This is a genomic window from Ignavibacterium sp. (assembly GCA_032027145.1).
GTDB lineage: Bacteria > Bacteroidota > Ignavibacteria > Ignavibacteriales > Ignavibacteriaceae > IGN3.
Genome location: JAVSMP010000001.1, coordinates 176,092 through 199,472, shown reverse-complemented (window position 1 = coordinate 199,472; position 23,381 = coordinate 176,092). Strand labels below are relative to the sequence as shown.

At 34.2% G+C, this 23,381-nt stretch carries 13 protein-coding genes; 11 read left to right on the top strand and 2 right to left on the bottom strand.

The features are described from left to right. Window positions 1-572: 572 nt before the first annotated feature. From ROY99_00730 to ROY99_00705, 6 genes are all read left to right on the top strand, one after another. The gene (locus tag ROY99_00730; protein MDT3694881.1) at window positions 573-1,961 is read left to right on the top strand and encodes a T9SS type A sorting domain-containing protein; all 1,389 of its coding nucleotides are present in this window, start codon (window positions 573-575) and stop codon (window positions 1,959-1,961) included. Between the two features lie 210 nt (window positions 1,962-2,171). Next, the gene (locus ROY99_00725) at window positions 2,172-4,583 is read left to right on the top strand and encodes an outer membrane beta-barrel family protein (protein MDT3694880.1); all 2,412 of its coding nucleotides are present in this window, start codon (window positions 2,172-2,174) and stop codon (window positions 4,581-4,583) included. Between the two features lie 145 nt (window positions 4,584-4,728). After that, complete coding sequence (locus ROY99_00720; protein MDT3694879.1) at window positions 4,729-5,292, top strand: RNA polymerase sigma factor; 564 nt, start codon at window positions 4,729-4,731, stop codon at window positions 5,290-5,292. Between the two features lie 20 nt (window positions 5,293-5,312). Continuing rightward, entirely contained in the window at window positions 5,313-6,245 is a 933-nt protein-coding gene (locus tag ROY99_00715; GenBank protein MDT3694878.1) for a HEAT repeat domain-containing protein, read from the top strand. Window positions 6,246-6,247: 2 nt separating this feature from the next. Further along, window positions 6,248-7,324, top strand: coding sequence for a hypothetical protein (locus ROY99_00710; GenBank protein MDT3694877.1), 1,077 nt, complete (start codon window positions 6,248-6,250; stop codon window positions 7,322-7,324). Window positions 7,325-7,815: 491 nt separating this feature from the next. Beyond that, complete coding sequence (locus ROY99_00705) at window positions 7,816-10,497, top strand: DUF5916 domain-containing protein (GenBank protein ID MDT3694876.1); 2,682 nt, start codon at window positions 7,816-7,818, stop codon at window positions 10,495-10,497. A gap of 50 nt (window positions 10,498-10,547) precedes the next feature. Here ROY99_00705 and ROY99_00700 read toward each other — a convergent pair whose 3' ends face one another. Then, complete coding sequence (locus ROY99_00700) at window positions 10,548-13,535, bottom strand: T9SS type A sorting domain-containing protein (GenBank protein ID MDT3694875.1); 2,988 nt, start codon at window positions 13,533-13,535, stop codon at window positions 10,548-10,550. Window positions 13,536-13,808: 273 nt separating this feature from the next. Here ROY99_00700 and ROY99_00695 point away from each other — a divergent pair, with 273 nt between their 5' ends. The 5 genes from ROY99_00695 (at window position 13,809) to ROY99_00675 (ending at window position 20,530) form a co-directional block, all read left to right on the top strand. Then, the gene (locus tag ROY99_00695; protein ID MDT3694874.1) at window positions 13,809-14,330 is read left to right on the top strand and encodes a (2Fe-2S)-binding protein; all 522 of its coding nucleotides are present in this window, start codon (window positions 13,809-13,811) and stop codon (window positions 14,328-14,330) included. Continuing rightward, entirely contained in the window at window positions 14,330-16,450 is a 2,121-nt protein-coding gene (locus tag ROY99_00690) for a xanthine dehydrogenase family protein molybdopterin-binding subunit (GenBank protein ID MDT3694873.1), read from the top strand. Before ROY99_00695 ends, ROY99_00690 begins: the two co-directional genes overlap by 1 nt. 266 nt (window positions 16,451-16,716) lie before the next feature. Beyond that, on the top strand, window positions 16,717-17,175 hold the full coding sequence (locus ROY99_00685; protein ID MDT3694872.1) for a hypothetical protein: 459 nt from the start codon (window positions 16,717-16,719) through the stop codon (window positions 17,173-17,175). A gap of 1 nt (window position 17,176) precedes the next feature. Continuing rightward, window positions 17,177-18,616: an AMP-binding protein gene (locus ROY99_00680; GenBank protein ID MDT3694871.1), complete on the top strand. Its 1,440-nt coding sequence runs from the start codon at window positions 17,177-17,179 to the stop codon at window positions 18,614-18,616. Between the two features lie 123 nt (window positions 18,617-18,739). Next, complete coding sequence (locus tag ROY99_00675) at window positions 18,740-20,530, top strand: DUF362 domain-containing protein (GenBank protein MDT3694870.1); 1,791 nt, start codon at window positions 18,740-18,742, stop codon at window positions 20,528-20,530. Window positions 20,531-20,644: 114 nt separating this feature from the next. Here the strand turns inward: ROY99_00675 and ROY99_00670 are convergent, their stop codons facing one another. Continuing rightward, a complete protein-coding gene (locus ROY99_00670) occupies window positions 20,645-23,107 on the bottom strand; it encodes a discoidin domain-containing protein (protein MDT3694869.1) in 2,463 nt (820 codons plus the stop codon). Between the last annotated feature and the right edge of the window lie 274 nt (window positions 23,108-23,381).

Sequence of the window (23,381 nt, the reverse complement as noted above, 5' to 3'; positions counted from 1 at the left end):
GATAAAGTAAAATAATATTATCATTAAACAACAATTCCAGATAACTATCTGAAAAAATAACTTTAATTGTTGAAGTAAAGTAAACAACCCATCTCCTCGCCCCTTCTCTTAGAAAGAGAAGGGGAGAAGTCCCTCTCTTTTTAAGAGAGTAATTTAGGGTGAGTTCGTTGATTGAGTTCTATAACGCAAAGATTTATCGATAAAGTAAAATAATATTATCATTAAACAACAATTCCAGATAACTATCTGAAAAAATAACTTTAATTGTTGAAGTAAAGTAAACAACTCATCCCCTCGCCCCTTCTCTTAGAAAGAGAAGGGGAATAAGTCCCTCTCTTTTTAAGAGAGTAATTTAGGGTGAGTTCGTTGATTGAGTTCTATTGCACAGAGATTCATTACAAGACTATTAGCAGGGCAATATTCAAATACTTAAAGTGCTTTAGTAAAATATTCAGGTGAATTAATTATTACTAAAACATTGACAATTGATATGAAGCAATATTATTTTAGATGCAATCAATATTGTTCTCATCTTATTGTATTGAGCAGACAATTCAAAAAAAGGAGGCAAAATGAAACATTTGTATTTGTTAATAATCCTTGAGATTGTTGTATTCTGTTCAATAGTTCAATCTCAAACCTGGGTTCAAACCGGTAACACCCCGAGCGGAGGAGGTATTACAGATTTATTAGTGAGAAGCAATGGAGATCTAATTGCCGGAGTTGGATCTTTTAATTGGCCAAACACTGCAGGCGGAATAAGGAAATCAACAGATGATGGTCAGAGCTGGCAGAATGTTTCCAGTGCATACATCTGCAGAACAATTGAAGAAGCTTTTAATGGATATTTATATGCCAGCATTTGGTACTATCCTCAAAATGAAGGACTTTACAGATCAACAGACGGAGGAGATGTATGGCAAGGTCCAAGTTATTCGGTTCCCTCAGGTAATAACATTTTTTCTATTGCTGTTAAAGAAGGAAATCCTGATTATTTTGTGTTTTTAGGAACTCGAGACGGAATTCTCAGATCAACAAATTCAGGTTCAACATTTCAAAGCTCAAGTAATGGATTACCTCAGAATTCCTGGGTGCGTGATATTGAAATTGACTCAAGCGGATTAATTGCTGCTGCTACAACTAACGGAGTTTTTATTTCAACAAACAATGGAGATAGCTGGTTGGCAACAAACGGAATACCTGCATCGGATACAACGGTATATCTTGCATTTGATTATCCAATTAATGCAGGAAAAGGAGATGATGTCAGATTGAATGTCGGTACACAAAATGGAAATTTGTATGAGTCATTCAGTAACAGTCAATATTTAACTTTAACATTATTAGCTGTTTTTGGAGGAGAAGTTTCTGGAATGGCAGTTTGGGCTCTTAAAAACCTTAACGAAAAAAGACACGGTGTTGCAACTTTTAGTGATGGCTTTTATTCAACCTCTGATCCGCTTGCAGGATTTAATAAGGAAAATAATGGACTGCCGGAAAATCCAAAACTATCTGCTCTGACAGGAAGGGTTGTATCACCTAGAACAGTTGATGAAAGACTTGATATGTATGCAGGAGTATATGAAAATATGGTAGGAGGCGCTAAGATTTATAAAAAATCTTATATCCCTACAGATGTTGAGGACGATAATTTATCTATCCGGGAATATCGGTTATATCAGAATTATCCCAATCCGTTTAATCCTGCTACCAATATCCGTTATGAAATAGGTAATAAGCAATTTGTTACTTTAAAAGTTTACGATGTTTTGGGAAATGAAGTTGCTACACTCATTGATGAATATAAACCCGCAGGGAATTATGAAGTTGAATTCAGATCAGAATCCGGCATCAATCAACTGGTATCCGGAATTTATTTTTATCAGCTAAGAACATTTGATCCACTGACAAATTCGGGAAGAGTATATGTCCAAACAAAAAAGATGATACTTTTAAAATAATTTTTTCGCCGGGTTAATTGCCCGGCATTCATTTTATATACTAAGTACTTGTTAACCCAAATCAATACAAAAAATAAGAATTGCAAATTGGTTTGCAGAATAATCCGCTCATAAAAACAATTTAACCGCTTACAACAAAAAAATATAAAACTTATTTACTGAATAATATTTTCACATCCAGAAATCATATTTGTTAGAAAGGAAGAAAATATGTTCAGATATTTGTTTACAGTATTATTACTTGCATTTACAGTAAATGCACAGCAATCAACACCGCTTGAGGGTAAAACTATTAACGGAATAATAATTGACTCGCTCTCAAATTCGGGTCTGCCATTTGCAAATATTACATTACATAATTCTACCGATTCCTCATTCATTACCGGAGTATCATCTTCATCTGATGGAACATTTAGACTTACAAATCTATCTGATGGAAAATATTATTTGAAGATCAGCTTTGTCGGTTATAACACAAAATTTGTTACGTCTATTGATCTTTCGGACAATAAGCAGAGGGTTGATCTGGGAAAAATTTCTTTAACTAAGACTGCTTATGAAATTACAGGTACAGAAGTTATTGGTGAAAAGGCAAGTGAGGAATTACACCTGGATAAAAAAATAATTAATGTATCACAAAACCTGAATGCACAGGGTCAGACAGCTCTTGACGTTTTAGAAAATCAGCCTTCTGTTAGAGTTGATCCTGATGGAACAGTTTATTTGCGGGGAAGCTCAAACTTTACTGTGCTTGTAAACAATAAACCCTATCCGCTGCAAGGTGCAGATGCATTAAAGCAGATATCTGCAAACAGTATTGATAATATTGAATTGATCACAAATCCATCATCAAAATATGATGCTGAAGGTTCCGGTGGAATCATCAACATTAATTTAAAAGTCCAGAAAGATTTGTCCATGAGTGCAATTGTTAATCTAAACAGCGGTACCGGTGATAAATATAATGGCGATTTATCTTTCAGCTATAATACTGATGGATGGAATCTTACAACAGGATTTGATTACCGCAATAACATTTTTACCAATGAACAAGATATTAGAAGAAACTCTGTAATCAATGATCAGAATTTATTTGATAGATCTGATGTAAATATCCGGAATAAAAGAAGACAATACTCATTTAGAGCCGGTGCAGATTACATACCGGATAATAAAAACAATTTAGGATTATCAGTGGGAATTGGTATTGTAGATGTTGTAAGTTCGTTAAACTCCCGCGTAACAAATCTGGGGGTTGGATTATCAAATTATTCAAGAATAAGAAATGGACAGAACATTCCGGTTGGATATATCAATTCAACTTTTACATACCAGTACAAGTTCAGTCCTAACATAAATGATGTTTACTTAGAGCTTACTCATAATTATGTTACTGTTGATAACGAACAAAAGACTATTGAGAATCAGACGGATGAAACTTTCACATCTGTTACTGATCTTCTTTCCAATATTATGTTTACTAATAACTCTGTAAGAAATGATGGAAGAGCAAAACTTAACTACACTCACAGGTTTGATGATATAACAAAACTTGAAGCAGGATTACAATCCAACCTTGCATTCAGAAATTTTGATCTTACGAACAAAATATTTAATCAATCTATAAATAATTTTGATATTGATCCGGTATTAACAAATAAGTTTAATTTACGGAATAATGTTTATGCAGGATTTGTTTCTTTTAGCGGTGAGATAGCTGGATTCAGCTATATGCTTGGTTTGCGCGGTGAATATATGGATAGATTTCTTGATCAGAAAACTTTATCGAATTCTTTTGCATTCAGCAAAATGGATTACTTCCCATCTGTTAATATTTCAAGAAAGATAGATGATCATCAGTTGCAATTAAGTTATAGCCGCAGAATTAACCGGCCAAATGATAATCTGTTAAACCCATTTCCGTTTTATTCTGATCCAAGTATAACTATTTCAGGTAATCCAAAACTGATGCCTGAATATATTGATGCTCTGGAACTGAACTATCAGAAAATCTATGGCAGTGTGTTTGTTTCGCTTCAGACTTATTACAGAAAATCAAAAGATTCATTCTCTCAGACATTCTCAGTTGATACTAACGGTACGCTTAATATAATGTATGATAATTATGGAAACTCGGATGTATATGGAGCAGAGATTTCGACAAGCTTTTCGATAGCAGAATTCTTAAAACTTGATCCATCAATAAACTTATTTCAGAGTTATATTGATGGAAAAGTTAATGGTGCAAGTGTTGAAAAAGATTTCTTTAATTGGTCGGTAAGATTAAACTCCACGCTCAGTTTTTCTTCGGATACAAGATTAATGTTTTCTGTTAACACAATGAAATTTGTCGATGCACAGTCAGAATCTAATCTCTTTGCATTTATCGCAGCGTCATTTCGGCAGGATTTCTTTGATAAAGCAATGTCGCTTACATTGCAGGCAAGAAACTTATTCGGAGCTACTGATTTCAATATAAACACAATTGGTTCAAACTTTACGGGCAGCGCCCTCATTAAACCTGAAGCTCCTGTAGTTACACTATTGTTCAGTTACAATTTTAATAACTTCAAGAAAAGCCAAAGACCTAATGATAACATTGACATCCCAACAGGTCTGTAAACATTACTAAATATATTTTTAATTGAACCTGCACCACAAATGCAGGTTTTATTTTATTAACAAAAAAGCAGTAAAAAAATATTCATAGGTATCACAACCTTTTTTAATCTTCTAAGGTCTAATGAAAAGATAAAAGAAATTGTAAATGCATTTAACTGAAAATGAATTAATCCTTAAAGCTCAAAGAGGAGATGCTCTTGCATTCGAAGAACTGATTTATCGTTATGATAAAATGGTTCTTCGGCTGGCATTAAAATACACTGCTAACCCTGATGATGCTAAAGATATTTATCAGGAAGTTTTTATCCGGGTTTATAAAAATTTATCAGGCTTTCAATTTAAAAGTGAGTTCTCCACCTGGCTTTTCAGGATAGCAACAAATATGTGCATTACTTATAAGCGTAAACAGAATAGGTTTAATCAGATTACCATTGATGCTGATGATGAAGCATCACCTATTTCTCAGATTTCAGGAAGTGAAGACCTTACACCTGAAGTAATTACTGAAAAAGCAGAATTTGAAATTAAAATTAATAAGGCACTGGAATCTCTTTCACCAAATCAGAAAATGAGTTTCCTGTTAAAGCACTACGAAGGATATAAGATTAAAGAGATTGCAGAAATAATGAACTGTAAAGAAGGTACAATTAAAAAATACTTATTTGATGCGGTTAGAAAATTACAATTAAAGCTTGCAGGTGCATTCTAAATTCCAAAAAAGGTGAAAATATGCAGCATGAAAAATATGAAGAGTTAATCCAGTATTTCTTTTATAATGAAATAGATGAAGCTGATAAAAAATTATTGGAACAGCATCTTATTAGATGTCCGCAATGTAAAACTCATTTTGAACTATTTAAAAAAATATTTAACAGCATTAATGAGAATGAAAACAATGAGTTTGAGGATAAGTTGTTATTTGAAGCCAGAGCAGAATTGCGCGGTTATCTGAAAGCCCAAAAAAATAAAACATCAATAATAAAAGTATTAACCCAGGTGTTTTCATCTTTTATGATCAAACCAATTGGAATTGCATTTGGCGGTGCTGTGGTTTTGTTGGCTGGATTATTTATCGGTTATTTAATATTCAAAGACCCTGCTGTTAATGATTCTAAAGTGGGATTAAACTTTGCTGATTTTTCAAAGACACAGAACATTAATTTTCTTGACGCAGACCCGGATGATGGTGAAATTGAATTTACATACGAATTGGTTAAGTCGGGAAGAATTAAAGGAAATATTAATGACTCAAGAGTCCGGGAAATATTAATCTATGCGATTCTGAATGAAAAAAATCCAGGTACAAGACTAAACTCTATTAATGTTATCAATGCAAGTAGTCAGCACAAAAATGACGATGAGCTGAAGAACGCTTTAATATCGGTTGCAAAGTATGATAATAATCCGGGAGTAAGGCGTGAAGCTATAAAATCATTTAACGAACTTAGTGTTGATAAAGAAATAAAAGATGCTCTTATCTATGTTTTGTTAAATGATACATCAGCAGGAATCAGGATTGATGCAATTAACAGCTTGATGGAAACTTCAAAAAAGGGTATTAAGCTTGATGAGTCTGATTTAACAACACTAAAAGATAAAATACAGTTGGATCAAAATAATTACGTGAGATATCAGTTAAGAAATATTATAAAGGAGTATTAAAGATGAGATTAAAAAATTGGTTAATGAATCTGATGACACTTATTGTGTTCATTATGTATGGCTTTCTGGTATTTACCTATGCTGCTGATAAGGAAAAATCCTTTAATGTTTCTAAAGGAGATAGAGTGGAAATAATCTCAACTTACGGGAATATTAATGTTACTGTATGGAGTAAAGATCAGGCATACTTAAAAGCTGTTAATGTTGATGAGAACGATCTCAAAAACCTTACTATTGAACAGACAGGCAAAACAATTAAACTTGAGTTTAAAGGAAAAGAATCAGATGATTTTTATATCGAGTTATCAATACCAATGTATTTAGATGTGGATTTATCAACTGGAGGTGGAAATATTAAAATAGATGGAAATATCTCCGGGAAAATTGTAATCGCTACAGGCGGCGGCAATATTAAAATGGATGATGCAGGCGAAAGACTTTCTTTATCTACTGCCGGAGGAAATATTTCAGTTGGAGATGTAAACGGCTTATCGGAAATAGCAAGTGGAGGCGGCAGCATATCAATAGGTAATTTGAAGAGTAACACTAGCGTAAGCACCGTAGGCGGTAATGTCTCAATTGGTAATATTGAAAGCAGTGCTGAAGTTTCTACAGCTGGCGGTAATATTTCGGTTGGTAAAATTTCAGGGGATGCTGAACTATCAACAGCCGGCGGAAATATTATTCTTGAAGGCGCAACTGGAAAAGTAGAAGTCAATACAGCGGGCGGTAATATAAATCTGAAAAATATTTCCGGCTCAATTGAAGCAAATACTGCCGGAGGTAACATTTATGCTGAATTAAACCCAACTGATAAAAGCCATAGTGAGTTTAATACAGCAAGCGGTGATATCACTTTAAAAATACCTTTGGAAGCAAAAGTTAGTATTGTTGCATCTGTTTATGTTAACTCAAAGCTTAATGAATCTGAAAAAGTTAATTTGATCAGATCAGATTTTGAAGCTATTAAAGTTAATTTGCAAAAAAACAATCTTATAAAAAAGTACGTACTTAACGGCGGCGGGGCTGTAATAGAATTGAATAGCGGTTTTGGCAAGATAAAAATCAATAAAAAATAATAGAAACCTCTGAAGAAATAATTGGTGTGGGTATTCTGCACTAACCAAAGATTAATGTGAATTTATTTCAGTATCTGTGTTAGCTGCGGAGTAAAAGTAGCGGGATTCCAAATCATCATCCTTCGACTTCGCTCAGGATAACAGAAGTTGTAATTGTTTCACCGGGCTTATCGGAGAGTGAATTAATTTTGAAATTTCTGAAAAGTGTAAGAAGAAAATGTCATCCTTCGACTTCGCTCAGGATAACAGAAGTTGTGATTGTTTTATCGGGCTTATCGGAGAGTGAACAGATTATAAAAAAGACTTTTGAAAAATTGTATTAAAGTCAGTTGCAGGCTGAATTAGTAAGTCAATACATTTTTTAACTAAACCGTTTATCAGTTATTTCCTCCTTATCAGTAAATACATCAGGAATAATCTACTGATCAATTTATTATTGCACAAAATATAATTTAATTAATCTATACCGGACCACCATATAGAAAACAATTATGTCTGAAGTTAAAACAAACAACAAAAGTATGAAAAAATATTTTACTACTGTTACTTTTATACTTTTAATATCATTAAATATTCTTGCAGCAAAAAACGATTCAACTCAAGCAATTCAATCTTATAAACTGACTGAGGAGATAGTTGTTGATGGCATTCTCAATGAGCAGGTATATTCTCTTCCTGCAATTACAACCTTCACTCAAAAGGATCCACATGAAGGAAAACCTGTTTCCGAAAGATCGGAAGTTTGGGTTTCACACGATGATCATAATATTTATATAAGCGGGAGATTTTGGGATTCCAGCCCAGATTCAATAGATGTTACATTGATGCGGAGAGATAATATTGTTGAGTCTGATTGGTTCTTCGTTTACCTGGATACATATAATGATGATAGAACCGGTTATTTTTTTGCCGTAAATGCCGGTGGTTCAGTTGCAGATGGAACTTTTTTTAATGATAGTTGGGACGATAATTCATGGGATGGAGTATGGGAAAATAAAACCACTGTTGATGAAAACGGATGGAATGTTGAAATTAGAATTCCATTTACCCAATTAAGATTTAATGAATCAGATAAAATGACATGGGGCATTAATCTTAATCGTGATATCAAGCGCAAACACGAAATGTCTTTTTATGTGATGGTCCCAAAGAATGAAAGCGGTTTTGTTTCCCGGTTTGCAGATCTTATTGGATTAGAAGGAATAAAACAAAAACAAAGATTTGAATTGCTTCCTTATTTTGTTCAAAAGGCACAATATCTTATCCATAATCCTGATGACCCTTTCTATAAATCAAATCAGTATAAAACTTCATTTGGTGCTGATCTTAAGTTTAGTCTGGGAAGTAATCTTAATGTGGATGCAACATTCAATCCGGATTTTGGACAGGTAGAAGTCGATCCTGCAATTGTAAACCTTTCAGCCTTTGAAACATTTTATACCGAGAAACGCCCTTTCTTTATAGAAGGCTCCAATATCTTTTCTTTTGGATTCGGAGGTGCTAATAATAATTGGGGATTTAATTTTGGTGTACCGGAGTTATTTTATTCAAGAAGAATCGGAAGATTACCACAGGGAAATGTATCCGGTGAGGGCTATATAAATTATCCATCTGAAACAAGAATACTTGGAGCTGCCAAACTTACCGGAAAAATTGATGAAAGCTGGTCTGTTGGTTTATTAAGTTCTGTTACTGAAAGAACTTTTGCTGTAATTCATACAGATATTGGTGAGCAAGTTGAAGAAGAAGTTGAACCGTTAACTCATTACAGTGTTTTAAGAACACAAAAGGAATTTAATTCCGGCAGGCAAGCTGTAGGAATGATCTTTACTTCAGTTAACAGAGAACTTAAAGATAAAAACCTCTCTGCAAGATTAAGCAATCAGGCATATACTTTGGGGTTGGATGGCTGGACATTTTTAGATGAAGATGAGACTTATGTTTTAACAGGTATGCTTATCGGCTCTTACACTTCAGGTTCAGAAGATTATATGTTACGATTACAGAAACAACCTTATCGGTATATGCAAAGACCTGATAAAACCTATATGCCTCTTGATTCTTCAATGACCTCTATCAGCGGATATTTTACTCGTATTATGTTGAACAAACAAAAAGGCAATTTTTATGTTAATGCTGCAGTTGGTTTGGTTTCCCCTGGCTTTGAATACAATGATCTTGGCTCTCAATTGTTTGCTGATAGAATTAACGGACATATTCTTACCGGATATCGCTGGTTCGAACCGGATGATATTTTCAGAAGAAAAAATATTTATCTGGCTTATAATATAACTTCTGATTATGAAGGTAATATCGCAAGAAAAGGATTTTATTTAGCTGCAAGCACTCAATTTCTTAATTACTGTGGTGTAAGTTTTAATTCAAACTATAATTTTGAATCAGTATCAACCACGCTGACAAGAGGCGGACCAAAACTTAATATACCGGAAAATTATTCAATCAACATAAATGCTTATACAGACAGCCGTGAAAAAATAATTGTGTATCCTTACTTTAGTTTTGGGCAGAATGCACTTAACAGCAATGAAAAACGCCTTGGTCTTGATCTTGAATGGAAGCCAAGTTCGCAGATAAGTTTTACAATAGGACCGGAATACTCGATAAACAAAACATTATTTCAATGGGTTAAAAATATTTCAGATCCGCTTGCTGCAAGCACTTACAATAAGCGTTACATTTTTGCAGATCTTAGGCAGGAAACTATATCTGCAAACATAAGATTAAACTGGATATTTACTCCAACTTTAAGCTTGCAGCTTTATATTCAACCGTTAATTGCAATGGGGGATTATGAAGGATTTAAAGAAATAATTAATCCTCCGACTCTGGATGTCTTAATTTACGGAAGTAATGGCTCTGAGATTAATTATAATAAAGAAGATGATTCATATTTAATTGATCCTGATGGAAACGGTTCTGCAGAGCAGTTCAGCATAAACAATCCTGATTTTAACTTTAAATCATTACGCGGTAATGTAGTATTAAGATGGGAAGTTTTTCCCGGCTCTGTTTTTTATTTTGCGTGGACTAACAGCCGTACTAATTTTGATAATCCCGGCAGATTAAACTTTACGAATGATTTCTCAAATCTTTTAAGATCAGAATCTGATAATATATTACTTGCCAAGTTTTCTTACTGGCTGGATATTTAAAATAAAAAAGGCACGATCTCTCGTGCCTTAATTATTAACCTGCCTACCGTTTACTTCATCAGCATCATTTTATTTGTTTTAGTAAAATTACCTGCAGTCATTTTATATATATACATTCCGCTGGCAAGATTACTTCCATCAAAATCAACACTATATGCTCCCGCAGAAACAAAATCATTTACTAATTCTGCAACCAATTCGCCAGTAACAGAATAAACAGAAATTGTAACCTTCGAATCAAATGGAATTGCATAGTTGATCTTTGTAGTTGGGTTAAAAGGATTAGGATAATTCTGAGTTAATTCAAATTGTGAAGGTGCGGTAACATTAATTTCAATTGTATTTGAATATGTAAAAGCACCGCTGTAATCTACTTGCTTTAGTCTATAGCTGTAAACTCCGCTGGAAACGCTTCTATCAGTAAAGCTATATAATTGAGGTGATGTAGTAGTACCAATACCATCCACAAAGCTTAAAACTTCAAATTCATCATTAACTTTTCTTTGAATTTCAAATCCCTTATTATTCGTTTCAGTAGCAGTTGTCCATTTTAGGATTACAACTCCGTTATCGCAGGTAGCACTAAAAGCAGTTAACTCAACAGGAATTGGCAGTGATGCTTCATCAGAGCCTTTATAAGGTGAGGTCGTGCTTCTAAGATCGCCATCAATATCAATTGTAATTTCAGAAATTGGAGTTCCGACAAGATCAACATCTCCATTAGAAGAACCGGCTAAGTGTAAATCGGTTGCGGAAACAAAATTAACGACTTTGCTAATTGAATTAGAATCCTGTGCAGTTGCTTGCCAGGAAGCAAGATTTGTATAATTTGTTCCTTGATAACTGACTAAGATTGAATTAGCGAGAATCACATTATAATCAGAACTTAAAGTTACAGTCAATGGAGTATTTAATCCAATAACAGCAGAACCTGAATTGCCTGTGTGGTTATTGATAATTATATTATTTAATAGATCCAGATTAACTGAGCCAGTTCCATTTGTATGATTACCAATAGCATAGCTAACTAATGGTGAACTCATTTCGTTTACTACGATTGTGTTATGATAAATTTTTAAGTTACCCATTGGTTGTGCAGAACGTAAGCCAATTCCATAAACATTGCGTGTTTCATTTGAGGCACCAACATTTACCATATTATTAAATACGTTTATAACATCTGAAGCTGTGTTGCCGTTTCCTGCAAATGCAATTCCGATTAAATACGAGGTGGCATTGACAGTTTTCTCAAGACAATTAATGTAATTCTCATTAATATTGATTGTACCATTAGCACCGGTTATATATATACCATGATTATAAGCATCAGTTGCTGCCGCTGTTGTTGGAAGTATATTTATTTTATTACCAATAATATCAGAATCAATCAGATACAAAGTAGCAACACCGCGAGTTCCGCAGTAAATTTCATTATTAATTAATCTAAATTGATTAGGTGCTGAACTTCCCCAGGGTGCAATACCATCACGTCTTACAGGTTTCTCAGGTGTTCCAATCTGACAGTTTTCAACATGTAGTCCCCAAACATCATTCTTATCATTAATTACAACACCATATCTAAAATTAAGTGCCACATCAAAAATGTTTTTTATGATTAAGTTTTTAATTGTTACTGTATCAGCATTTGAAGTATTTAATCCAAATGGAACTCGTGCATCATTCGTCTCAGTTGTAACAATCAAATTTTGAGTAGATGATCCATTATTACTTCCATCAAATGTTACATAACCTCTATCAAACCCGATCATCTGGCTGCCATTTCCCATCGAAGCACCAGGAGTAACTATTAATACAACATTTTTACCCGGAGCTGGTTTTACAACTACATTGTTAACAGTTGACAAATTAGCATTGAACGTAAAAGAATTTTCTCTAAGAGTATCAGCATCAAGTAAGAAATTTACTGTGCCTGAAGCTCCATTGATATTTAATGATGCTACTGCATCAAAAATTGTTGCGAACCCTTTTGGATTTGCCCCTTGCGGGATGTAGTAATCACCTGCCAATGGAGTTCTTAAATCAACCTGGTACGCACCGAATCCATTGTTTGTGCTTAATACAAAAACATTAAAAGTATAATTGTTTATCTTTTGAATCGAAACATCACCTAAGCCGCCAGCTGAATTTGTACCAAGCATTGGAGTTTGTGCAAACAATTCTGCACTTGCAGGTACGCCACCCGGCACTTTAATTATTTTTGCATTTTCGATTCCGGTGCCTAATGCATTTGCAACAATGTATTCACTACCCAAGAAGGTTCCAAAGTTTCTGATAGCACTTCCACCAGTGCCTAACACTGTAGTTGGAATGCTGCCGATAAGTGTTCCTGTGTTGTCATATTTAGAAGCGGCAGAGCCATGAGAATTCCAGTAAAATGAACCATCTGACAATGGTCCAACAGCAGCACTTGAAGCCGATGCAGGTGAGCCGATATCAACTATAGTTGAAGTAAATGAAACCCCATTATCAGTTGTTGTAAATTTATGAACTACACCTGAGTTTGCTACTGCGTCAGCTGCCCAGATTATAATTGAATTATCTGCGGTTGAACCTTCTACAGTAAATTTATCACCCAATCGCTCAGCGGAAGTATTATAAGAAATAACTACGACTGGAGCTGCTGATAGCGAATCATATTTATAGACCTTAAATGCATCTGCAGAAGCATTGGTTGTCATATTTGATACGAATATTTTTCCATCTGACGAAACTTCTACATCATTTACAACCGCCACACCACCAGTTATACCAGTATTATCAAGTTGACCAAGCGAATCACCGGTTAAAGCATCATAATAAATGATTTGCTTTCCACCTAAGCTGGCATTACGTGTTACAACGAAGAAATAATTATTACCGCCAACAGTACCAAAGCTTATTCCTCTGGTTAAACTACCCGTATTCCAGAAAGGATTTGATCCGGCAGTTACAGATTTTTCCCATAAGGTGGTAACCTGAGAGTAGCCTAAACTTATTGAAAAGACCACAGTTAAAACTGTAAGAATTAATTTGCGCATATTTCCCTCTAATAATAGTTTATGAATTTATATGAATTATAAAGATACATTAAGGTTTTGTTTAGGTTTATAATTAGTTCAAATTAGCTTCGGGCAACATAAGGAATTTTACCCAATAAATCCACTTAAAGACTTGTAAATATGTTTCGAAATCTTAAAAAATTACTTTTTTGTTAATAGCATTTTGAAAAAATATCTTTGCTGTTTGGTATATGTTAATAGATAGTAAACAAATTTTTCGTTTGGCAAAAAATAATTTTGGAATGAAAACTGTTGAACTTAAAATCAGAAGGTTTTAACTTAATAACAGTAAAATCAAAACTTCAAAAAGCTATGCCGAAATACAAATTAAACATCAATAAAAAAGATTATGAAGTAACAGTTGAAAGCGGAACACCGCTGCTTTGGGTCTTAAGAGATAATCTTAATCTTACTGGAACCAAATATAGCTGTGGAGAAGGTCTTTGCGGTTCGTGTACAGTTCATTTAAATGGTAAAGCTGAAAGATCCTGCATCGTATCTGTTGAAGAGGCAGTTAACCAAAAAATAACGACGATTGAAGGATTAGCTGAAAATCCAGATCATCCAATTTTTAAAACCTGGATAGAGTTTGAGGTTTCTCAATGCGGCTACTGTCAGCCGGGTCAAATAATGACACTTGCAGCAATGCTTAACTCTGATAAAATTCCTGCACGGCAGGAAATTGATAATACTATGTCAACCGTACTTTGCAGATGTGGTACCTATAACCGGATTAGAAAGGCTATAGATAAAATTGTAGAGGAGAAACGGTAATGAGAAGTTTTAATAAAAAGACAAGAAGAGAATTTATTAAAGTTGTCAGTATCAGCGGCAGTGGACTAATACTTGCTTCATTTGTACCGTTTAATAATATTTTGTTAAATGTTGGTGATGATCCCAAAATATTTTCACCAAGTGTTTTTCTTAAAATTAATTCAAATGGTGTTGTTACAATTATTTTCCATAGGTCTGAAATGGGGCAGGGAATTAAAACTGCTTTGCCAATGCTTGTAGCAGAGGAGCTGGAAGTTGATTGGGAAAAAATAATTATTGAGCAGTCTGATGCTGATAAAAAGTTTGGCAGCCAGTCAACCGGCGGAAGTACAAGTATTAGAAGAAACTGGGAACCATTGCGTATTGCTGGTGCAACCGCAAGGGAAATGCTGATACTGGCGGCAGCAAATAAATGGAATATAAACGTTTCTAATTGTTATGCAGAAAATGGATTTGTGATTAATAGATCGAATGGAAATAAATTTTCTTATGGAGAGCTGGTCGAGGATGCTGCTAAACTGCCTGTTCCAACAGATGTAAAATTAAAAGACCCAAAAGATTATAAACTTATCGGTAAAAGAGTTCATCGTGTTGATACTCCGGATAAAATTTATGGTAAAGCTGTTTTTGGAATTGATATTGTTGTTCCAGGAATGTTCTATGCTGCTTTAAGCCGATGTCCTTCATTCGGCGGAAAAGTTAAAAGCTTTGATGCAGGCAAAGCTAAATCAATGCCCGGTGTTGTTGATGTTGTTCAGATTTCAAATGGAGTGGCTGTAATTGCAGATACAACCTGGCATGCATTTAATGGCAGAGATGCTTTGATAGTTGAATGGGATTCCGGAGCTTTTGCAAATGTAAAAACAGAAGATATCAGAAATGATATGATTAAGCATATTAATAAAGAAGGCTCAGAATTTGAAAGTCGTGGTAATATTAAAACTGATATTGATGACGAAATTAAACTTGAAGCAATGTATGAAGTCCCCTTTATCACACATGCACCAATGGAGCCAATGAACTGTGTTGCAAAGTATCAAAACAAAAAAGCTGAATTATGGACTCCCACTCAGAATGCACAGAATGCTCAAAGCGAAGTAGCAAAGGCATTAGGAATTGCTGAAAGTGATGTTACAGTACATATTACTTTAATGGGCGGCGGATTTGGAAGAAGACTTGTGAATGATTATGCGGTTGAAGCAGCAGAAATATCAAAAGCCTGCGGCAAAACTGTTAAACTTACATGGACGCGACAAGAAGATATGAAATTCGGTTTTTACCGTCCGCCGAGTATAAATATCCTTAAAGGATCAGTTACAAAAGATGGAAAGCCGGCAAAGTTTTATCATCACGTAATTGCTCCATCAATAATGCAAATGAGGTTTAATAAAAATCTAACAGCAGAAAAATCAGATATTGCTGAAGGCACAGTTGGTTTACAATATCAGATACCAAATATTAAAATTGAGGGTACTTTGATTCCAACACACGTTCCAATCTCATGGTGGCGAGCTGTTTATAATTCACAGAATCCTTTTGCAGTGGAATCATTTATAGATGAAATGGCTTATACTGCTGGTAAAGATCCTTATTTATTCAGAAAAGAAATGCTTCCTGCAGATTCAAGGTTGGCTAATGTAATGAATGTTGCAGTAGAAAAAGCTGGATGGAAAACCGGTAAAAAATATCCCGAAGGCAGGGGAATGGGAATTGCAATCTTTTCGGGTTATGAAAGTTATTGTGCACAGATTGCTGAAGTAATAGTAAAGAATAATGTACTGAAGATTGATAAATACACAGCTGTAATAGATTGTGGAATAGTTGTTAATCCTGATACAGTGGAAGCACAATTGGAAGGCGCAATTGTTTTTGCTCTTTCGGCTGCATTAAAGAGTGAGATTACAATTAATCACGGCGGCGTAAAAGAAAGCAACTTTGATGATTACCCAATGCTTGCTTATGACGAAACACCAGTGATTGAAACATATTACATAAAAAATAATTATAAAGTTGGCGGTGTTGGCGAAGTTGGGATTGCAGCTTGTGCACCTGCTTTAACAAATGCAATTTTTGCAGCCACTGGTAAAAGAATAAGACGATTACCAGTAAAACTTAGTTGATTACACAAGCTCTTAATCAGATTAGATCGTTAATAACCTCGTACAGCTTATCTGTCTTACTCTGTTCTTGTTAGACCTATATTCATATATTTATTACAGCTGTCTTCATAGACATTTCTATGTGTGCTGTATAGACATTCATTCTAATTTGCAAATAAATAAACATCGAGTAATTTTATGAAAAAGAGACAAATATAAATGGAGGATTCCTGTGTTGGTTATTTTAGTATTGTTATTTTAGTAGTGAAGATTTACATAGGTTTTTAATGGAATTTGAATCAATTAAAACTGTTCTTCTTACGATTACATTAGTGATTATTCTTTACACGATTTTTCTCAAGGGTAATTTATCTTCTCCAAAACTAAAATTCCTAATCTCTTCATTTTCAGTAACATTAATTTTAATACTCATAATAATCCTAAAGCTCCACCACTTTCTTAGGTTAGAATTAAGTATTCCAAATACACTAACTTACATTGTTGTATCAATCATTTTCATCTTTCATTTTATATATTTCAGACTTGAAATAATTAAAACCAATTTTATCATATTAATTTTATCAATGGGATTTATTTTATGTGCTGTACTGCTTGATCTGTTAACTGATGGCAGAATAATTACAATGCCTAAATCGGATTTGATAGAAGAGTTACTGAGAATAACGGGAACAGGTTTATGGATGTTTTATTATTTGAACTACTCAATTAAACTCAGGGATTTATAAAATGCATCAATCAAATAATTTCTGGTCTAACATTAAACTTTTTGCAGATAACGTTGCTCTTATTGATACTGCAAATAAAAAATCATTAACATATAAAGAATTGGATCTTGAATCCGATACAATATCTGAAAAAACAAAATTATCCCATAAAGGATTAACTTTTTTATTTACAACAAACAATCTGGAATCTGTTGTTTTATATATAGCCCTGCTTAAATCCGGTAGTGCGGTTTTACTTCTTGATGAAAAACTTAATGAGGAAATAAGAAATAGTTTAATAAACAATTATAAACCGGATTTTATTATTTCTGTTAGTCCTAAAGCACCGGCAGGATATTCAGATTATTTCGATTATCACTCACTACATTTATTTGAAAGGGAAGAAAAGCAATCTCCTGAAATATTTCCGGACCTTGCAGTTCTTCTATCTACATCGGGTACTACCGGGTCACCAAAGCTTGTCAAGTTATCTTATAAGAATATTCAATCAAATGCTTCTTCAATTGCCGAGTATCTTAATATCAATGAGAATGAAAGACCGATTACAACTCTTCCATTCAATTATTCTTTCGGGCTATCTATAATTAATAGTCATCTTTTAAAAGGCTCAACAATTGTATTAACTGAGAAGACGGTGTTCTTCAGAGATTTCTGGAATTTGTTCAATGAATATAAGTGCACATCTTTTGCAGGTGTTCCTTATACTTATACAATGCTAAAAAGAATTGGCTTTGAAAAGATTAATCTTCCAACATTAAAATATTTTACTCAAGCCGGAGGTAAATTAAGCGAAGAGTTTATTAAACAGTTTAATGAGTATGCGACTGCAAATAATAAAAAGTTTTTTGTAATGTATGGACAAACTGAAGCTACTGCAAGGATAACCTACGTGCCGTATGACAAATTAAGCGAAAAGATTGGTTCGATCGGAATTCCTATACCCGGCGGCAAATTAAATATAATGAATGATGGTGTTGAAGTATCAAGACCGAAAGAAGTTGGTGAGATAGTTTATAAAGGCGATAATGTGATGCTTGGTTATGCTGAAACTTTAACTGATCTTTCCAAAGGTGATGAATTGAATGGAGTTTTATTTACTGGAGATCTTGGTTATAAGGATGAAGATGGATTCTTTTATGTAACTGGCAGAATGAAAAGGTTTATTAAGATTTTTGGATTAAGAATAAATTTAGATGAAGTTCAGAAAATGATAGAGAATCATTTTCAAATCTCTGCTGCTTGTACAGGAAAAGATGATTTGCTTCAAATTCTTGTTCATTCAGATGATCATCTGACAGAGATTAAAGTAAAAGAAGAGGTTATGAAAATGTATCAGCTTAATTTTAAATCATTGGTTATAAAATCGGCAAACCAGATACCAACAAATACAAATGGTAAATACGATTATAATAAAATCAAGGAAATGTTTGATGGTGATTAGTTTTGCATTACTATTGTAAGGAGATACCAATGATTAAAATATCTAAGTACAAAAAAAGTGTTTTCTGAATACATCAGGCAAATGAGTGGTTAATTTTTATTTATAATTGAAAAAGGAACTGCAATGAAATCTTTAAGCAAAAATATATATCAGAAAAAAAATAATAAATTATCAAGCTGGATGTTAATCATTGCTGAATTATTCTTAACTGTTAACATTCTGCCCCAGTCATTACCTGCCTGGGAAGTAAATAATCCAGTATCAAAAGTTTTTGTTTTGGAAGATATTCCCCCAACAGCTGGTTCATTAGCTGCTGGTGACTCCACTGTACCGGATCAGTATCTGGTTGATCCCGCCATTGACACACTACTTTTATTGATGGAGACACAAGGTACTTATTTACACAGAACATCTTCCAGACCTTTTGGTATTGTCGGTTCAGACGATATTGTAATAATTAAAGGAAGCTTTCAATGGGATTTTAGAAATACAACAAGTACTGACCGGATCAAGGGTTTAATCTGGCAGATCTTAAATCATCCTGATGGATTTACCGGTGAAATTCTGGTTGGTGATAATACACAATGGGCATCAACAGGAGAAGACGATAATAACTCTGAAGATTCAGAGCAATGCATTTTAGATGTTATAAACACCTTCTATTCAAAGGGATATCCTGTTTATTTATTCGAGTGGAAAAACATAATGAATAATGTAGTAACAGAATATTCAGACGGTGATTATAATGATGGATATCCTTATGATCCGACTTCTAAAATTACATATCCAAAGTTCCTATCACCATCAGGTAATCATTATATTTCATTAAAATATGGAATCTGGGACCAAAACTCTCAAACTTATAATCACGAACGTTTATGCATAGTTGATTTTCCGGTCTTAAAAGCACATGGCTGGACTGGTGCAACACTAGCGATAAAGAACTGGATAGGTGTTCTTACTGTTGCATATCAAAACGAACGCTATGGAGGTGGTGACCAAATGCACTTCAACTATTTTTTTAGTGAATATGCATTACCTGCAAAAGTAATGCAAGTAACATTTCCCAAATTAACAATAATTGATGCAGCCTGGACCAATCCTGAACGTAATTATGGAAATATCGCAATTCAATTAAATATGCTTTTAGGTTCTACTGATCCTTTTGCTGCATCCTGGTATGCTGCAAAATATATGCTAACTCCAGTAGCATATTATCCTGATAGAACTAATCCTGATAATATAGGCGGAGCGTATAACCAGTGCTTAAACAATTGGGTAAACTGTATGCACGATTCTGGTTTTGCTGTTACTATAGATTCTTCAGAAATATCAGTTTATAATCTTTCAATTATTCCAGTTGAGCTGTCAGCATTCACTGCTTATGCAGATAATGGCAGTGTGATTTTAAACTGGAGAACATCAACTGAAACAAATAACTATGGTTTTCAGGTTGAAAGAAGTAATGACATGGTGAAATTTGAGAAAATAGCATTTGTTCCCGGTTCTGGAACAACCACACAAGCCAAAACATATAGTTACAGGGATACAGCTTTAACCAGTAATGAAAATTATTATAGACTTAAGCAGATAGATTTAAATGGAGCCTATTCTTATTCAAATATTATAAGGATTGATCTTAATCTGCCAGAAAAATTTGCGCTTAGTCAGAATTATCCCAATCCATTTAATCCCCGAACCAGAATAAAGTTTGCAATCCCCAAAGAATCATTTGTAAACTTGAGCATATATAATGCAGTAGGAGAATTAATTTTTACACTAGTGGCAGAACAGATGAAACCCGGATTCTATGAATACGAATTCGATGGCTCTAATATTCCTTCCGGAGTTTATTTATACAAAATAAAAGCTGGAGATTATATTGATGCAAAGAAAATGATTTTAGCCAAATAGTTTCGAGGTATATTTAAATAATACCATTTCTCTGTGATTTATTTCTGATCTATTCAATTCCATTTTTCTCCTCGGGTTTTTGTTAGATCAACTTACCCGAGGAGACATTTGGCATTATTTTAAAAGCACCATCTTTCTTGTTCTAATAAAGCTTTCGTTTTGTAATCTATAAAAATATATACCACTAGGGAGATTTGCAGCATTAAATTCTATCTTATAGTTTCCTTCTGGCATTTGTTCATTTATCAGATTTTGGATTTCATTTCCTAGAATATCAAAAACTTTCAGTGTTACAAGTGAAGATGTTGGAATTGTAAAGCTAATAGTTGTTGATGGATTAAACGGATTAGGATAATTTTGTTCCAAATCAAATTCATAAGGTAAGTTATTGTTGGATGGATCAACTTCAGTAGCGCCATTTCCCCAAATTTCAGCTTCCCACAGTCCTGCCCAGGTGCTTTGGTTGTTATCAATAAAATGAACCCGTACATACCTGGCACTAACAGCAGTGAATTCATCAACAGTCCATTCCTGATTGGAAACAGATGTTGTCTGGGAAATAATGGTAGTCCAGCTATTATGATCAGTTGATGTTGAAATCGAGTAATTGTAAACTCTACCAGCGTTCCAATTATAAAATGATAGCTTTGTTTTACATACTGTCCTGATTGCACCCAGATCGAATGTTAATTCCTCAGGCATTGGTTCAGCTGCCCATCTTGAGTCAGGGTCTCCACTAAGTGCACCAAGCCCATCAATCGTCTTTTCTGGTGTATGATCAGGCTCTATTATTATTCCTTCTACATTTGCTATAGGAAACTTCATTAACGTATCAGGTGGTAAAAGTGTGTATCCGGCAGTATTATTTTGAGCAATAGGATTACCGCTAAGGTCTTCAACATTAACGACCATAATTACATATGAACCCGGAGAATGGGGAGATGTTTGAAGAGTAACTTTTGCACCAGATAGTGATGCGTTAAGAACATTGATGTTATTAGTTATAGAATAATTGTTTTCGTTCTCAGCTGTTGCTTGATCTAACGCTTCTGAAAAATTCACAACCAGTGTTACAGAGTCCAGCAAAGTTACTCCGGTTACTCGGGGCGGAGTTAAATCAGGTCCTATATTATATTCATAAGCACCAATGGTAGGAGTGCTGCCTCTCGGTACTCCATTTATACTTTCCCACTTTAACCTGCCATTTAAGTTATAAGTTGTATTAAGATAATTTATATACCACTCAGCATCTTCACCAGCATTCTTTGCAGGTGAATTATCTCGTAACTCTGGATTAAGGATACCTTGATTAGGCTCGTGCCCGATATTATTAACAAGCAAAGGGTCTCCTTTTACACCTGTGCCTCCATAATTATTGACAAAGTCTGACCATCCAGAAGGTGTGCCAGTAGGACTACCGCCAGAACCAACTAAATTACCTGCAAAACCAATATTACTATCCCAGCTTCTGTAATACAAGTTATGCCTTATACTATCAACTCGAAGATTTGAACCTGTTGAATTATCAAAATTGCTGAGCGTATTACTGCTTGAAGGTGCATATTGTGCAATGATATTATTTATCACCCTTGTAGTAGTAGGAGTTGCGTATTCCAGCCACACGCCTCTTGTTCGTGGTCCATTAGAAACAACTGTATTATGCAATATCCAAGTTGGCGGCATAGGATTATGATCATACCATCTTGTCATAAGTGTTCCGCCCCAATTACTGCCAGACATCCAATAGCCACCTGTGTAACAGTAATTGTTATAAATGATAACAGGTAAAGTTCCTTCTGAGCCAAGTATAATTGCTATTCCGCCACCTTCAGGACTATAGACTGAATCATTTATCAAGATATTGTTAGTTATTACAAATCCATTACCCAAATAACCCTGTATTGCATCCACGTGCTGAGTAGGATGCTGATTAGGTATTCTTATGTAATTGTTATGAATAAAAACTCTTGAAGCACCCTTTACTTGTATTCCATCAGATTCACCTGAAATGTAATTTGGTGAAATTATTCTGCAATTCTCGATGAAGAGACTATCTAAATTTTGATAACCAACTTCACCTGTTTCAATTCTTACTCCAGCACTATAAAAATCGTATATCATACAAGAATCTATTTTAACACCTCTGCGGAAAGCATCAAGATTTGAATAGAAGCCGTGTGCTACTTTCCTTGTTTCAAAGCCCTTAAAGATTATATAATTTGGATTAGAACCTGTGCCTTCTTCAAATACCATAGCTACTTCATTATAATTATTACCATCTATTATTACTCTACCTGAATGTCCAGAAGGTGAAGGAGCATATCTACCAGCAGCAATCGTTATCCATTTAGCAGAAGTTCCACTGCAATTAGGCATAAGTGGTGCGTTATACACTAAAGAATCTGTGCCACCAGATATATAAACAAAATCGCCTGCACTTATCGAAGCCCAATTTATTGCACTAAATGAAGTCCAAGCATTAGCCCAGCTTGTGCCATTATTAGAACCAGTTGCATTTTTGTAAACATACCAATCCCTGGCGGATAGTGGGAATGCTAATAAGAGAATTAAAGACACAGTTAGTAACAAACTGTTTATTTGTAAGAATCCTCGTACTTTCATCGTTGTCCTTTTATATTATTAATTACAAATTAAATTCAACATATGTGCCGTTATGAATCATTATTTATTTGAAACAATTATAGTGAGACTGACGGTAAAATTGCAAAATTGGTAATTTTTACTCAATATTTTCCAATGTTAAAACTATTTTTTTACGAAAGGAAAGGTGCACAGTAAGTGCAATTTGAAGATAATCTTTCTTTCTTTAATAATAAAAATACTTAAAGAT